This is a genomic window from Streptomyces sp. NPDC093568 (assembly GCF_044764945.1).
Taxonomy (GTDB): domain Bacteria; phylum Actinomycetota; class Actinomycetes; order Streptomycetales; family Streptomycetaceae; genus Streptomyces.
In genome coordinates this window covers 554,939-569,605 of the sequence record NZ_JBIWJD010000002.1, presented here as the reverse complement: position 1 = coordinate 569,605, position 14,667 = coordinate 554,939, and the positions used below count along the sequence as shown (strand labels likewise).

The 14,667-nt window shown below is 71.5% G+C and carries 13 protein-coding genes; 1 reads left to right on the top strand and 12 read right to left on the bottom strand.

Going from position 1 to position 14,667, the window contains the following annotated elements; translation table 11 throughout:
• Positions 1 to 84: 84 nt before the first annotated feature.
• Together ACIRD7_RS12035 and pepN are read right to left on the bottom strand one after the other, a co-directional pair.
• The gene (locus ACIRD7_RS12035; protein WP_403452598.1) at positions 85 to 1,137 is read right to left on the bottom strand and encodes a hypothetical protein; all 1,053 of its coding nucleotides are present in this window, start codon (positions 1,135 to 1,137) and stop codon (positions 85 to 87) included.
• 208 nt (positions 1,138 to 1,345) lie between these two features.
• On the bottom strand, positions 1,346 to 3,934 hold the full coding sequence (gene pepN / locus ACIRD7_RS12030) for an aminopeptidase N (RefSeq protein WP_403452596.1): 2,589 nt from the start codon (positions 3,932 to 3,934) through the stop codon (positions 1,346 to 1,348).
• Between the two features lie 148 nt (positions 3,935 to 4,082).
• On the opposite strand from pepN, the gene ACIRD7_RS12025 reads away from it, so the two are divergent.
• The gene (locus ACIRD7_RS12025; protein ID WP_403452594.1) at positions 4,083 to 4,721 is read left to right on the top strand and encodes a DsbA family protein; all 639 of its coding nucleotides are present in this window, start codon (positions 4,083 to 4,085) and stop codon (positions 4,719 to 4,721) included.
• Between the two features lie 3 nt (positions 4,722 to 4,724).
• Here the strand turns inward: ACIRD7_RS12025 and ACIRD7_RS12020 are convergent, their stop codons facing one another.
• Genes ACIRD7_RS12020 through ACIRD7_RS11975 form a run of 10 tightly spaced genes read right to left on the bottom strand, consistent with a single transcriptional unit; the run spans position 4,725 to position 14,625 of the window.
• Positions 4,725 to 4,949 (bottom strand): hypothetical protein, encoded by a 225-nt coding sequence (locus tag ACIRD7_RS12020; protein WP_403452592.1) that lies wholly within the window; start codon positions 4,947 to 4,949, stop codon positions 4,725 to 4,727.
• Between the two features lie 9 nt (positions 4,950 to 4,958).
• Positions 4,959 to 6,017, bottom strand: a complete 1,059-nt coding sequence (locus ACIRD7_RS12015; protein ID WP_403452590.1) for a glycerophosphodiester phosphodiesterase family protein — start codon at positions 6,015 to 6,017, stop codon at positions 4,959 to 4,961.
• Between the two features lie 56 nt (positions 6,018 to 6,073).
• On the bottom strand, positions 6,074 to 7,498 hold the full coding sequence (locus ACIRD7_RS12010) for an FGGY family carbohydrate kinase (protein WP_403453067.1): 1,425 nt from the start codon (positions 7,496 to 7,498) through the stop codon (positions 6,074 to 6,076).
• A 20-nt stretch (positions 7,499 to 7,518) separates the two neighbouring features.
• Positions 7,519 to 8,547, bottom strand: coding sequence for a 2-hydroxyacid dehydrogenase (locus ACIRD7_RS12005; RefSeq protein ID WP_403452588.1), 1,029 nt, complete (start codon positions 8,545 to 8,547; stop codon positions 7,519 to 7,521).
• Positions 8,544 to 9,626 (bottom strand): ABC transporter ATP-binding protein, encoded by a 1,083-nt coding sequence (locus ACIRD7_RS12000; protein ID WP_403452587.1) that lies wholly within the window; start codon positions 9,624 to 9,626, stop codon positions 8,544 to 8,546. The genes ACIRD7_RS12005 and ACIRD7_RS12000 overlap by 4 nt, the downstream gene beginning before the upstream one ends.
• Positions 9,604 to 10,419: a DeoR/GlpR family DNA-binding transcription regulator gene (locus ACIRD7_RS11995; protein WP_403452585.1), complete on the bottom strand. Its 816-nt coding sequence runs from the start codon at positions 10,417 to 10,419 to the stop codon at positions 9,604 to 9,606. Before ACIRD7_RS11995 ends, ACIRD7_RS12000 begins: the two co-directional genes overlap by 23 nt.
• Entirely contained in the window at positions 10,416 to 11,501 is a 1,086-nt protein-coding gene (locus tag ACIRD7_RS11990) for an ABC transporter ATP-binding protein (RefSeq protein WP_403452583.1), read from the bottom strand. The genes ACIRD7_RS11995 and ACIRD7_RS11990 overlap by 4 nt, the downstream gene beginning before the upstream one ends.
• On the bottom strand, positions 11,498 to 12,328 hold the full coding sequence (locus ACIRD7_RS11985) for a carbohydrate ABC transporter permease (protein WP_403452581.1): 831 nt from the start codon (positions 12,326 to 12,328) through the stop codon (positions 11,498 to 11,500). Before ACIRD7_RS11985 ends, ACIRD7_RS11990 begins: the two co-directional genes overlap by 4 nt.
• A complete protein-coding gene (locus ACIRD7_RS11980; RefSeq protein WP_403452580.1) occupies positions 12,325 to 13,200 on the bottom strand; it encodes a carbohydrate ABC transporter permease in 876 nt (291 codons plus the stop codon). The genes ACIRD7_RS11985 and ACIRD7_RS11980 overlap by 4 nt, the downstream gene beginning before the upstream one ends.
• A 3-nt stretch (positions 13,201 to 13,203) precedes the next feature.
• Positions 13,204 to 14,625, bottom strand: coding sequence for an ABC transporter substrate-binding protein (locus tag ACIRD7_RS11975; protein WP_403452579.1), 1,422 nt, complete (start codon positions 14,623 to 14,625; stop codon positions 13,204 to 13,206).
• Positions 14,626 to 14,667 lie beyond the last annotated feature (42 nt).

The window sequence follows — 14,667 nt, the reverse complement described above, 5'->3', positions numbered from 1 at the left end:
GCGGCGCACGACACGAGGAGGGGCCGCCGGTGTCAGGCCCGGCGGCCCCTCCTCTCCCCTCCTGGTGCTGCCCCTGGTCCGTCACTACCGGGGCAGCACCACGACGTACGCGGCCGGATCGCGGTCCGCCGCGGCCATCAGCGCGGTACGGACGACCGCGGCCTGCTGCTCCAGCGACTCCCGGAGCTTCTTCGGCGTGATGTACACGACCGTGATGCCCAGCCGCTCCAGGTGCTCACGCTTGCGGGCGTACTCGGACCACAGGGCGTCGTCCTCCTGCCGGTGTCCCTGGCGCGGGGCCCGGGTGTCCAGCTCCACCGCGACCGCCTGCTCGGGCCAGTAGGCGTCCAGGCCGCCGAGGTGCGGGCCGCCCGGCAGGCGCAGGTCGACGTTCCACACCGGGTCGGGCAGGCCGTACTCGTGGACCATCGTGTACAGCCGGTCCTCCGCGATGGCCCGCCCCTCGGCGAGCAGGGAGTCCACCGCGTCCACCACGTGCGGGCGGCTCAGCAGCTTCGCCTGGTTCAACTCCCGTACCACCGAGGCAGGTTCGCAGTGCCCGCCGCGCACGGCCTCGGTCAGCAGGCGGCGTACGGCGCCCGCGTCCGTGAGCTCGGCGACCGCGTCGGCCAGCGCGCGCGGGACCGGGGCGACCGGAAGGCCGGTGACCTGACGGGGCGCGGGCAGCGCGGCGGTGCGCAGGATGCGGGCGCAGCCCGTGGAGCGCAGCCGGCGCAGCCGCGGGACCAGCACGTCGATCGTGTCCAGGGCGGTGAGCGGCGGCGTCGCGGAGAAGCCGTGCAGGGTGAGCGCGGCGAGACCGGTGATCATCGCGTCGGCGTAGGCGGGGGCGGCGTGTTCCTCGCCCGCGTTCGGCTGGGACGGCACCCCGGCGGTGCGCTCGCGCGCCGCGTACATCAGCACCGCGTGCAGGCGCTCCTCGCTGGTCGGCGGGCCGGGGTGGAGCAGGAGGACGCCGGGGAGGATCTGCTGCCAGGGGCCGCCCGGACGGCACTGCTCGCTCATCTCGGCGGGCGCGACGCCGTGCGACTTCAGCTGAGCGGCCGTCATGACGCGGCGGTGGATCTCGGAGAGGTGACGCAGGGGGCGGGGGGACAGCGGGGTGTTGTGGTTCATGACCCGGAGGTTCCCGCGTCCGATGAGCCCTTTAACCGCTGTTACAGGCCCGTCGACAAAAACGGACAACATGGCACTAAAGGACGGGTGTTCGGATGCCGAGTAGGCACGGAAAACCCCTGGTCCGATCGGGTGGGACCAGGGGTTACGGCTGCTATTGCCTGAATTCCGTAACGGTCACGCAGGCCATGACCGTTGGCCAAAGGTCTTAGGCGGTTGACGCCGCCGAGGCGTCACACGCCTGCCCCCGCAGCCCCCGCGCGAGATCGTCGCGCGCCTCCAGGACCAGCCGGCGCAGCGCCGGAGCGGCGTCCTCGTGCGCCGCGAGCCACGCGTCCGTCGCGTCCAGCGTGGCCTGCGACTGCTGAAGCCCCGGGAACAGCCCCCGCACGACGTCCATGCCGATCTGGATGGACCGCTCCGCCCACACCCGCTCGATGGCCGCGAAGTACTTCTCGGCGTACGGCGCGAGCAGCTCCCGCTGCGAGGGCCGGCCCCAGCCCGCGATCGTCGCCTCGACCAGCGCGTTGGAGAGGGTGTCCGACTCCACCACCTGCGCCCACGCCTGCGCCTTCACCGCCGCCGACGGCCGGCCGGCCAGGCAGCGCACCTGGTGCCGCTTGCCGGACGCCGTGTCGTCGCGGGCCAGTTCGGCGGCCAGCTCCTTCTCGCCGACGACGCCGTGCGCGGCCAGCGTGTCCAGGAAGGTCCAGCGCAGCTCCTGGTCGACGTCGAGACCGGGAAGGGTCTCCGTGCCGTTCAGCAGGCCCGCCAGCAGCTCGAAGCCCGTCTCGTCGGTCACGTGCGCGAAGAACCGCGCCCACGCCAGCTGGTGCTCACTGCCCGGCTCGGCGTCCCGCAGCCGGCCCGAGGCGCCCTCGGTGAGCAGCCTGACACCCTGCTCCCGCCAGTCCGGCGCCGCGTAGTGCGTCACGGCGGACTCGGCCCACGCGTGCAGCATCTGCAGCACACCGATGTCGGACTCCCGGTGCGCGAACCTCAGGACCAGGTCGATGAACTCCCGCGCCGGCAGCAGCGCGTCCCGCGTCATGTTCCACAGCGCCGACCAGCACAGGGCACGGGCCAGGGGGTCGGTCATGTCGCCGAGCGCGGAACGCAGCGTCGCGAGCGAGGTGTCGTCGAAGCGGGTCTTGCAGTACGTCAGGTCGTCGTCGTTGACCAGCACCAGCTCCGGGGCCTGAGCGCCGGTCGCGTAAGAGGCCAAGGTCCGGGGGCCGGCGACGTCCAGCGCCTCCGAGGAGTAGCGCTCCAGCGCGCCGTCCTCGGTACGCCGGTACAGGCCCACCTTCACCCGGTGCGGCCGCAGCTCCGGGTGCGACTCGGCGGCCTCCTGGAGCACCGAGAGCTCACTGATCCGCCCCTGCGCGTCCAGCAGCACCTGCGGAGTCAGGGAGTTGACGCCGGCCGTCTGCAGCCAGGAGCGCGCCCACGCCCCCATGTCCCGGCCGCTGGTCTCCTCCAGCACCGACAGCAGATCGCCCAGGCGCGTGTTGCCGTAGGCGTGCCGCTTGAAGTAGCGCCGCGCACCCTCCAGGAACGCGTCCTCGCCGACGTACGCGACGAGCTGCTTCAGCACCGAGGCGCCCTTGGCGTAGGTGATGCCGTCGAAGTTGAGCTTGGCGTCCTGCAGGTCGCGGATGTCCGCCGTGATCGGGTGCGTGGAGGGCAGCTGGTCGGCGCGGTAGGCCCAGGCCTTGCGGCGGTTGGCGAAGGTGATCCAGGCGTCCTTGAAGCGGGTCGCGCCGACGTTCGCGAACGTGCCCATGAAGTCCGCGAAGGACTCCTTCAGCCACAGGTCGTCCCACCACTCCATGGTGACGAGGTCGCCGAACCACATGTGCGCCATCTCGTGCAGGACGACGTTCGCCCGGCTCTCGTACGACGCCCGCGTCACCTTGCCGCGGAAGATGAACTCCTCCCGGAAGGTCACCATCCCCGGGTTCTCCATCGCGCCGAGGTTGTACTCCGGCACGAACGCCTGGTCGTACTTCCCGAAGGGGTACGGGTAGTCGAAGTGGTCGTGGAAGAAGTCCAGGCCCTGCTTGGTGACCAGGAAGACGTCGTCGGCGTCGAAGTAGGGCGCGAGGCCCTTGCGGCACATCGCGCCGAGCGGGATCCGCAGCGTCGTGCCGTCGGCGAGGACGCGCTCGTAGGAGTCGGTCACGTAGTGGTACGGGCCCGCGACGACACACGTGATGTACGTCGAGATCGGCTTGGTCTCCGCGAACCTCCAGACACCGTCGGCGAGTTCACCGACCCCGTTGCTCCACACCGTCCACTCCTCGGGCGCCCGCACCTCGAAGCGGAACGGCGCCTTGAGGTCCGGCTGCTCGAAGCCCGCGAAGACCCGCCGGGAGTCGGCCGGTTCGTACTGCGTGTACAGGTAGACCTCACCGTCCTCCGGGTCGACGAAGCGGTGCAGGCCCTCGCCGGTGCGCGAGTAGGCGCACTGGGCGTCGACGACGAGCTCGTTGTCCGCGGCCAGGTCCTCCAGGGCGATCCGCGAGCCGTCGAAGACCTCGCTCGGGTCCAGGTCCTTGCCGTTGAGGGAGACGGCCGTCACGCTCGGCGCGATCAGGTCGGCGAAGCTCGAGGCGCCGGGCTCGGCGCAGCGGAAGCGGATCGTGGTGACCGAGCGGAAGGTACGCGGCGCCCCGCCCTCGGGGTCCCCGTCGCCGAGGGCCGAACGCACGTCGAGGAACACGTCGTATCCGTCGACGGACAGCAGGGCGGCCCGCTCCCGGGCCTCGTCGCGGGACAGATTCTCACCGGGCACGGGTGGCACTCCCTGGGGTTGGTGTTCAGTATGCGGACAGGCCGATCCTGCCATGCGCCCCCACCGCGCGGCACCGGGGAATGGCCCGGCGAGCAGCGTTGTTCCCCTTGAGGTTCAGCTGAGACCTGCTTGCCTCATGAGGAGAGACATGTCGGACAAGACCCCCGTCGACTTCTGGTTCGACCCGCTGTGCCCCTGGGCCTGGATGACCTCGCGCTGGGTGCTGGAGGTGGAGAAGGTCCGCGACATCGAGGTGCGCTGGCACCTGATGAGCCTCGCCGTCCTCAACGAGGACAAGCTGGACGACCTGCCCGCGGAGTACCGCGAGCTGCTGGAGACCAAGGCGTGGGGCCCGGTCCGGGTCGTCATCGCCGCGCAGGAGGAGCACGGCGCCGAGGTCCTCGGCGACCTCTACACCGCGCTCGGCACCCGCATCCACAACCAGGGCGGGGGCCCTGGCAAGGAGACGGTCGCCGCCGCCCTGAAGGACGTCGGCCTGCCCGAGTCCCTCATGGACCACTGGGACGACACCCCCTACGAGGCGCAGCTGCGCGCCTCCCACAAGGAGGGCATCGACAAGGTCGGCCAGGAGGTCGGCACCCCGGTCATCGCCGTCCCCGGCGCCGACGGCGAGCAGATCGCCTTCTTCGGGCCGGTCGTCACCCCGGCGCCCAAGGGCGAGGACGCCGCGAAGCTGTGGGACGGCACCCTCGCCGTGGCCTCCGTGCCCGGGTTCTACGAGATCAAGCGGACGCGCACCAAGGGCCCGGACTTCAGCAACCTGTAGGGGTCACTTCGACTCGGTGACGGCGGCCTTGTTCTTCAGTTCCTCAGGGAGCAGGCCGCCGTCGCGCTGCTTGTGCCAGGGCTGGTACCAACGGCAGCCCTCGGCGGTACACCGCCACAGGTCCCCGCGGTCCGACCCCACGGCCGCCAGCTCCTCGGAGGTGAGCGGCCTGAACACCTGGGTACGGCTGCCACCACAGGTCCGGCAGTGCTTGTCCCGGAAAAACATCAGCCCCTCCTAGCTCCTTGCCGTCACCGCCAGATCCGGGAAGTCTGTCACCACCGCGTCGACTCCCATCCCGTAGTACAGCGCGTACTCCGCGAACGCGTCCCCGAAATCGTTCGCTCCGCCGCCGCGCCGGAACCGCTCCGGCAGGAACTGGTTCTCCGCCCGGAAGGTGTACGGCCCCACCCGCAGCCCCGCCGCGTGCGCGTCCGCGAGGACGGGCGTGCCCACCAGCGAGGACTTGTCGGGCCCGATCCAGTCCGCGTACGCGGCGATCCGCGCCAGGCCCGCCGGGGTCATCATGTCCCGGTACGTCGTCGGATCACCGGCGGACACCAGGTCGTACGGCCCGCCCGTGGTCCCCAGCGCCTGCCACAGCGGCACCCCCAGCCGCTCCGCCGCGATCCGCTTCAGGCTCGTCGGCTCGAAGGACTGCACCACGCACTCGCGCCGGCCCAGCCGGCTGCGCCGGATCACCCGCGCCAGCTCCGGCTCCAGGGGCAGCCCCAGGGAGCGGAAGTACGTCGGATGCTTGGTCTCCGGGAACACGGCGATCGTCCGGCCGTGCGCCCGGGACAGCTCGCGTGCCAGGTCGACGACCTCCTGGAAGGTGAGGACCCGGTCGCGGCCGTCGAAGACGGTGTTGCGGTTGCGGACCAGCGGCAGCCGCTCCACCGCCCGCAACGTGCGCAGCTCCGCGAGCGTGAAGTCCTCGGTGAACCAGCCCGTCACCGACCGCCCGTCCACCGTCTTCGTCGTCCGGCGGCCCGCGAACTCGGGGTGGGCGGCCACGTCGGTCGTCTGCGAGATCTCGTTCTCGTGCCGGACGACCAGCACATGGTCCTTCGTCGGCACCAGGTCCGGTTCGATCCAGTCGGCGCCGGCCTGCACGGCGTACGTGTACGAGGCCGCGGTGTGCTCGGGGCGCCAGCCGGCCGCGCCGCGATGACCGATGACGAGCGGTCCTCGCCCGGGGCGGGAGGGCGGTGCGGCGCCGGCGGTCGCGGGCACGGCCGCCACCGCCGTGGTGCCGGCGGCCGCGAGCAGCACGGATCTACGTCTCGGGTGCATACAACTCCCTTTCGTCGCGGGCGCTTCAGGCACGCGCGCGGGCGCGCGTGGCTGAGTCAGGCACGCGCGCGGGCGCGCGCCTGACTCAGCCGGATCAGATGGTCCTCGTAGCCCTCCGTGTAGTACGCGGCCCGCGCGGGGTCCGGCTCGACCACCGCCGTCGGCCGCGTCCACGTCCGCGCGTCCAGCCCCACCCCGTACCGCTCGGCCGCCGCCAGCACCGCGCCCCGCGCGCCCACCTCGCCCTCGACGACCCTGAGCGGCCGCCCCAGGACATCGGCGAGCAACCGCATCCAGGCCGGGCTGCGGGTACCGCCACCGCACACGGCCAGCGTCCCGGTGAGCCCCGCCGCCTGCAGACAGTGCCGGGCCGCGTACCCGATGCCCTCACAGGTCGCCCGGACCAGATCGGCGGGCGTCGACTCCAGGGAGACACCGGTCAGTTCGGCGCGCAGCCGGGGCTCGACGAAGGGCGCCCGCTCACCCGAGGGCGCGAAGTACGGCAGCACCCGCACCCCGTGCGCCCCCGGCGGGGTCTCGGCGAGCAGCCCGTCGACCTCCTCGTGCCGGACGCCGGTCGTCGACAGCACCCAGTCCAGGGCCGCCGTACCGACCATCGCGGGCATCGCGCGCAGCCAGTGCCCCGGGCGGTCGGTGCTGATGTACAGGCCGGCCGGCTCGCCGGTCAGGTCCAGGTCGGTGGTCGCGACGAGGCTGGCCAGGCACGTGCCGACGATCAGCAGGCCGTCGCCGGGGGACGTCACGCCCGCGCCGAGCGCACAGGCCGGCAGGTCGTAGGGCCCGTTCGCGATCCGCGTCCCGGCGGGCAGCCCCTCGCCGAGCGTCCGGGCCGTCGCGATCGGGTCGCTGACCGGCGCGAGCAGCCCGCGCCGGTGGGTCAGCCCGAGCAGCTCGACGACCCCGTTGTCGTACGACCGCGTCCGCGGGTCCAGGAAGGGCATCGACGCGTCCGACACGTCCGTCGCCGCAGCCGCCCCCGTCAGCCGCTGGAACACCATGTCCTTGCAGTACAGGGCGGCGGCCGCGGCATCCAGCGTCTTCGGCTCATGACCCTCCAGCCAGGCCAGCAGCGGCCCGGGACAGCCCGGGAACATCGCGCTGCCGGTCCGCCGGAACACCGCCTCGAACGTGCCGTCCGCCAGCCAGCGGTCGACCAGTTCGTGCGCCCGCCCGTCCATCCAGGAAGCGGCGGGACGCACCGGCCGCCCGTCCGTGTCCACCAGCCACACCCCGTCGCCCTGCCCGGTGAGCCCGGCGAGCTCGACGGGTCCGGGGACGCGTTCGGTCACCTCCCCGAGCACGGCGAGCACCGCCCCGTACACCTCCTCCATGTCCTGCTCGACGGTCCCGCCGTGCAGCGCGAGGGCCACCGGGCGGGACGCGACGGCCAGTTCACGGCCGGCGGCGTCGAAGGCGGCCGCCTTCACCGTGGACGTGCCCACATCGATACCGACGTACATGCCGACCTCCTTCGGTCCCGTCACGTCAGACAGTGCGCCAGCGGCTCCCCGCGCACCCAGCGCCCCACCTCCGCCGCCGCGATCGCCGCCGCCTTCTCCGCCACCGCCCGGGACGCCCCGCCCAGATGCGGGGTCAGCACCACCCGGTCGGCGAAGGCGCGCAGCCGCGCGTCAGGGGGGAGCGGCTCCTGTACGTAGGTGTCGAGGGCCGCCGCCGCCACCCGCCCGCTCGCCAGCGCGTCGCACAGGGCGTCCTCGTCCAGCAGCGGGCCACGGGCCACGTTCACCACCACCGCGCCCTGCGGCAGCAGGGCGAGTTCCCGGGCGCCGATCAGACCGCGGGTCTCGGGGGTGAGCCGGGCGTGCAGACTGATCACCCGGGACTTCAGCAGGAGTTCGTCCAGGGCGGCGACACGCAGCCCGTGGATCTCCCCGTGCACATACGGGTCGTGCACCATGACCCGGGCGCCGAACGCCCCCAGCGCCCGAGCGACCCGGCTGCCCACGGCCCCGTAGCCGACCAGCCCGACCGGCAGGTCCTCCAGCTCCAGACCGCTGTGCTCGTACGTGTAGTAGGCCGCCCCCTCCCAACTGCCCCGCCGGGCCAGCGGGTCGTGGGCCTGCGGGATCCGGCGCAGCGCCGCCAGCATCAGACCGACCGTGAACTCGGCGGTGGCGGCGGCGTTGCGGCCGGGCGCGAAACACACCCGCACGTCGTGCCGCTTGGCCGCGTCCAGGTTGACGTTGACCGGGCCGCCCCGGCACACCACCACCAGCCGCAGCTCCGGGCAGGCGCCGAGGACCCGCTCCGTGACCGGACCCATCTGGGTGACCAGCACCTGCGCGCCCGCGAGCGCGTCGATCAGCTCGTCCTCGGCGTCGCTCGCCTCCGTCACCTCGGCCACCGGGCCGAAGGGCTCCAGCGGCCAGCCGAGGGTCAGTTCGCCGATGTCGCAGGGGAGTTCACGGCCGAGCGCCGCGCTGATGAGCGACGGCAGGACGAAGTGGTCGCCGGCGGCCACCACGCGCACACGGTTCCCGTTGGTCATCGAAGGGAGTCTCCCGTCTCGGCGTCGAAGACATGGGTGAGCTGAGGGTCGGCGGCCACGTGCACACGGTCGTCGTGGGCGAGGCGGACCTCGGGGTCGGTGAGGACGACGAGCGGCTGCGGGGCACCGTCGAGCGCGAGCGTCGCGATGCCCGACTCCAGGAGGGGTTCGTGGGCCACGACCCGGGCGGGCAGCCCGGTGCCCTCGCCGGTCAGGGTCAGGTCCTCGGGGCGGATGCCGACCACCACCTCCCGGCCCGCCGCCACCGGCACCGGCAGCGCGAGCCGGGCGGTGCCGGAGAGGCGGGCGTGTCCGTCGTCCGTCGCCACACCGGGGAGGAGGTTGATCGCCGGTTCGCCGACGAAGTCCGCGACGAAGAGGTTGGCGGGGCTGTCGTAGATCTCGTACGGCGTCCCGAGCTGCTGGATGACGCCGTCCTTCATCACGGCGATCCGGTCGGCGAGGGAGAGAGCCTCCTCCTGGTCGTGGGTGACCAGGATGGTGGTGTGGCCCAGGTCCCGCTGGATGCGCTTGAGTTCGCGGCGGGTCGTGTCGCGCTGGGCCGCGTCCAGGTGCGAGAGGGGCTCGTCGAGGAGCAGGACGTCCGGTTCGCGGATCAGGGCGCGGGCCAGGGACACGCGCTGCTTCTGGCCGCTGGACAGGCCCGCGGGTCGGGCGTCTAGGAGGCCGGTGAGGTCGACGCGTTCGGCGATGTCCCTGACCTTGCGGTCGACGTCACCCCGGTCGGCGCGCCTGCGGGCCCGCAGCCCGAACGCCAGGTTCTCCGCCACGGTCAGCGGCGGATACAGCGCGTAGTTCTCGAACGCGACCCCGATGTTGCGCCGCTGGGCCGGCCGCGCGGTCACCGATGTCCCGCCGACGAGGATGTCCCCGCCGGTCACGGTCTCCAGTCCGGCGATCATCCGCAGGGTGGTGGACTTCCCGCAGCCCGAGGGGCCCAGCAACCCCAGCAGTTCCCCGGAGCGCAGGGCCAGGTCGATCCCGCGCACCGCGTCCACCGCCGGGCGGCCCCGGGCGGAGTAGGTCTTGCGCAGATCACGTAGCTCCAGCTCGGTCATCGCTGCCCTTCGTCGCGCAGACTCGGTAGTTGACCTTGTGTTCGTCCAGGTCCCGCAGCGCCTGGGCCGACGCCCCGTCGTCCACGAGGAGCAGGTCGAAGCGGGAGAGGGGGACCACCCGGTGCAGGGCGGCCCGGGCGAGCTTGGTGTGGTCGATCAGCAGGACGTTGCGGGCGGCCGCGTCGAGCATGGCCCGCTTCACCGACACGATGTGCTGCTCCTGGTGGTAGGCGTAGCCGCCGTGCACGGCCGACGTCGACGCGAAGCAGACGTCGACGCGCAGTTGCTGGACCGCCTCCACGCAGGACACCCCGAGGAAGGAGGAGTGCAGGGGGTCGTAGTCGCCGCCGAGGGCCATGAGGTGGATGCCGCGCTGGTCGGACAGGAGGTTGATCGCCTCCAGGAAGTTGGTGACGACCGTCAGCGGGGTCACCTCCCCGAGCCGCAGCCGTCGGGCTATCTCCAGGGTGGAGGTGGAGTCGTCCAGCATGATCGCCATACCGGGCTCGACGAGCCGGAGCGCCTCGTCGGCGAGGGCCGCCTTCTGTGCGCGCATGGTCTTCAGCCGGTACTGGACGTTCGACTCGAAGACCCCGGACGGCTGCGCGGTCACCCCGCCCCGGAACTTCCGGACTATTCCCTGCCGTTCGAGCTCGTCCAGGTCCCGGTGGATGGTCATCAGGCTCACCCCGAACCGCTCGGCCAGCTCGGCGGCCGTGGCGGACCCGTCGGCGAGGACCTGCTCGGCCATGGCGGCCTGACGGGCGGCGGGGCCCTGCTGTGCGTTGTTCATCGCGCGATCCTTCGTCCTGGACGCTCCGGCCGGTCGGCCTCGAACAGCAGCAGGTTCTCAGGCCGGACCGACAGTCGTACCGGATCGTCGGGCCGAAGACCGGCCGCCTCGCCGCGCGGGGCGACCAGCGACACATGCTGTGCGCCGAGCCGGACGGTGACCTCCACGGACCGGCCGAGCACCTCGGTGACGTAGACCGTGCCGCTGAGTTCGTGCCCCGGGCCCGCGCCGAGGGTGAGATCGCGGGGGCGGACCCCGATCAGCACCTCGGTCCCGGCGGCGGCGCCGGCCCGGATCGGCAGCTCGACCTTGCCGTCCGCCGAGCGGAACGCGCCGTCGGCCGCGACGACGCCCGGCAGCAGGTTGATCCGGGGGCGCCCGAAAGCCCGCGCGACCTCGGTGTCCCGGGGTTGGTACCAGATCTCCTCCCGCGTCCCCGTCTGCACGATCCGCCCGTCCTGGATCACCCCGATCCGGTCACCGAGCGCGAGCGCCTCGACGGAGTCGTGGGTGACGTAGAGGGTGGTGGTGCGCCGCACCGCACCGATCGCCTTCAGCTCGGCCCGCATCTGCTGGCGCAGCTTGGCGTCCAGATGGGACAGCGGCTCGTCGAGCAGGAAGGCTCGGGCGGGGCGGACCAGGACCCGGCCGAGGGCCACGCGCTGGCGCTGGCCGTTGGAGAGCTGTCCGACCGGCCGGTCCAACAGGGCGGAGATGCCGAGGAGTTCCGCCACCTCGCCGATCCGCTCCCGCGCCCGCGCCGCCGGAAGGCGGTGGCGCGGTGAGCGCAGCGGCGAGGCGAGGTTGTCGTGGACCGACTTGTGCGGGTAGAGGGCGTAGCTCTCGAAGCACATCGCCACGCCGCGGTCGTAGGGCTCGACCCCGCGCATGTCCGCGCCGTCCAGCTCGACCGTGCCGGCGTCGGGGATCTCCAGTCCGGCGACGGTCTTCAGCGTCGTGGTCTTGCCGGCGCCCGACGGGCCGAGCAGGCAGAAGAACTCGCCCTTCCGTACGTCCAGTTCGAGCCCGTCGAGCGCGGTGACCTTGCCGTACGCCTTGCGTACGTCCCGCAGCCGGATCACGACTTCACCGCCCCGAACGACAGCCCCCGCACCAGATACCGCTGGATCGTCAGCGCGAGCAGCAGCGGCGGCACGACGGAGACGAGCGCGGCGGCGGCCGTCAGGTTGTACTTGGGCCGGTCGCCGCCGAGGAAGGACAGCGCGCCCACCGTCACCGTCTGCGCCTCGTTGGAGGTGAGGATGAGCGGGAAGACGAAGTTGTTCCAGGCGAAGATGAAGGCGAGCAGGGACACGGCCGCCACCCCCGGCTTCACCAGCGGCAGCGCCACCTTCACGAACGCCTGCTTGCGCGTGTAGCCGTCCAGCAGCGCCGCCTGCTCCAGCTCGGGCGTGAGGTCGGCGAAGTACGACCGCATGATCCACACGATCAGCGGCAGGGTGACCAGCTGGAGCACCCACACCATGCCGACGTACGTGTCGAACAGGCCGAGATTCTGGTACAGCACGAACAGCGGGATGATCACAGTGAGTTCGGGCGCGAACCGGAACGACAGCAGCGTGAACATCAGGTTCTCGGAGCCCTTGAACCGCCAGCGCGCCGAGGCGTACGCCGCCGGGAGGCCGACGAGGAGCGACAGGAACACCGCTCCGACCGACACCACCAGGCTGTTGACGAAGAACCGCACGAAGGGGATGCCCTCGCTGTCACCGAGGACCGTGCGGTAGCCGTCGAGGGTGGGGGAGAAGGAGAAGTAGGTGGAGAAGAGCTCGTTCGCCGGCTTCAGCGACAGGATCACCATCCAGGCGATCGGGAACAGCGCGAAGACGAAGTAGAGGATGAGGGCGGCGTCCGCCAGCCAGCCCGACAGGCGTTTTCGTACGGTCATTTCACCTCCGCAGCCTTCCGCTGGATCCTGCCGAGGTGCTTCACCAGCACCATCGCGGCGAGGTACACGACCGCCCAGAGCACGATCGTGTAGCTGATGCCGAACGAGTACCGCTGGAAGCGGATCGCTTCCAGGTAGGCGCGGATCTGCAGGACGACGGTCGAGTCGCCGGGTCCGCCCTCGGTCAGGGCGTAGATGATGTCGAACACCTTCAGCGAGTCCATGAACCGGAAGATCACCGCGACCAGGACGTACGGCCACAGCATCGGCAGCGTCAGCCGCCGGAAGGTGTACCACCAGCCCGCGCCGTCCACGGCCGCCGCCTCGAAGGGGGAGGTGGGCAGCGACCGCAGTCCGGCGAGGGCCAGGATCGCCACGAACGGGGTGTAGACCCACACGTCCACGGCGATGGACGACAGCAGCGCGCCGGTCGGGGTGTCCGTCCACTGCACGCCGCCGAGCCCGAAGGGTCTGAGCAGGTAGTTCACCACGCCCACCGACGGCTGGAGCATCAGCTTCCAGATGATCGCCGCGATCACCGGCGCGATCATCAGCGGCAGGATGAGGATCTTCTCCAGCACCCGCCCGACGACCGTCGACCGGTGCAGCAGCAGCGCGACGGTCACGCCCAGCACCGTCTCCACGGCGGCCGCCCCGACCGCGTACAGCACCGTCACCCACGCCGAGTTCCAGAACGCCTCCTGCGTGAAGACGGTCTCGTAGTTCTCGAACCGCACCATGTCCGGCTGCGGTTTGCTCGCCGAGAAGTCGAACAGCGTGTAGTACAGGCCGAGTCCGAAGGGATAGAGGATCCCGCAGGTCAGCAGCAGGGCCGGGACGATCAGGACGTACGGGCGCAGGGCGAGCCGCATGCCCTAGCCCACCTTGTCGGCGAGGTCGCCCGCCAGGTCGTCGAGCACCGACCCGGCCCCCTTGCCGCCGTAGATCTCCTGGAGCGCGGCGGCCCAGCTGGTGGTCGCGTCGAAGAACTGGGCCTGCGGGGTGAACTGGATCTTCGTCTGGTCGACGACGGTCTCGAAGGTCTCGATGAAGCCGGGCAGGTGCCGCATCTTGTCCTTGTAGGCGGCGTCGTCGGCGACCGACTTCCTGACCGGGTCGATGTGGTTGTGGGTGATCGCGCTCCTGCGCAGGTGCTCCTTGCCGGTCGCCCACTGCAGGAACAGCCAACTGGCGCTCTTCTTCTTGCTCTTGGCGTTCATGCCGAGCGACCAGATCCACATGTTGGTGGCGAGAGAGCCGTCCGGCCCCTTCGGACCGGGGTGGAAGGCGATCTTCCCGGAGGCGGGGCTCGCGCCCTCCACCGCCTGGAAGTAGGCCGCCGTGTCCGCGTCGAACAGCATCCCGGCCTTCTTCGCGCCGAGGTCGCTGGAGCACTGGTACCAGGTGTACGACGTCCAGGACGGCGGCCCGCCCTGCTTGACCATGCCGGCCCAGTCCTCGGTGAAGGCGACGGCCTCGGGGCTGTTCATCGCGGGTGTGAGCTTGCCGCCCCGGACGGTGAAGTCCTTGAGCCCGTTGCGGGCGTACATCGTCATGAAGCCCGGGTGGATGGTCGCCCAGCTGCGGGACCCCCGTACGGCGATCCCGTACATGCCGTCGAAGCCGGCACCCGGCGCCCTGCGCTTGATGGCGCCGGCGATCTCGCGCAGCTCGTCGAAGGTCTCGGCGGGCCTGAGGCCGAGCTTCTTGAAGACGTCCGTGTTGTAGGCGACCACGTTGGTCTCCCAGCCCCACGGCAGCGCGTACTGCCCGCCCTGCCCGAGCGGCGCGCCCGCCTTCAGGGACCACTGGTCGGCCTGGAGGAGGTTCGGGAAGAAGTCGGCCTGGTCCCATTCGGCGCCGGTGGCCGAGGAGTTGCGCATCCAGGGGCCGAGATCCTCCAGCCAGCCCGGCGGCCCGTACTGCCAGACCATGTACGCGCCGAGCATGAAGACGTCGTACGAGGCGCGTCCGCTGGACAGGTCGACGGTGAGCTTGTCGAAGTAGTTGTCCTCGGGGAAGACGTCGTACTCGACCTTGACGCCGGTCTGCTCGGTGAACGACTTCAGGTCGGCGACCAGGGCGTCCGTGTAGGGGTGCTTGTTCAGCAGCGCCTTGACGGTCGTGCCCTTCTCGCGCTTCCAGTCGAAGGATCCGGTGACGTCGTCCGCCGCCGAGCCGTCGCTCTTGCTGTCGTCCCCGCCGAATCCGGCACCGCAGGCGGTCAGGAGCGGCGTCGCGGCCAGGGCGGCGCCCATCGCCAGGAAGCGTCGGCGGTCGTGCGCGTGCGTGTCCATCCGTGACCTCCACGTGGGGTTCGGCCATCCGGGTGTCGGGTT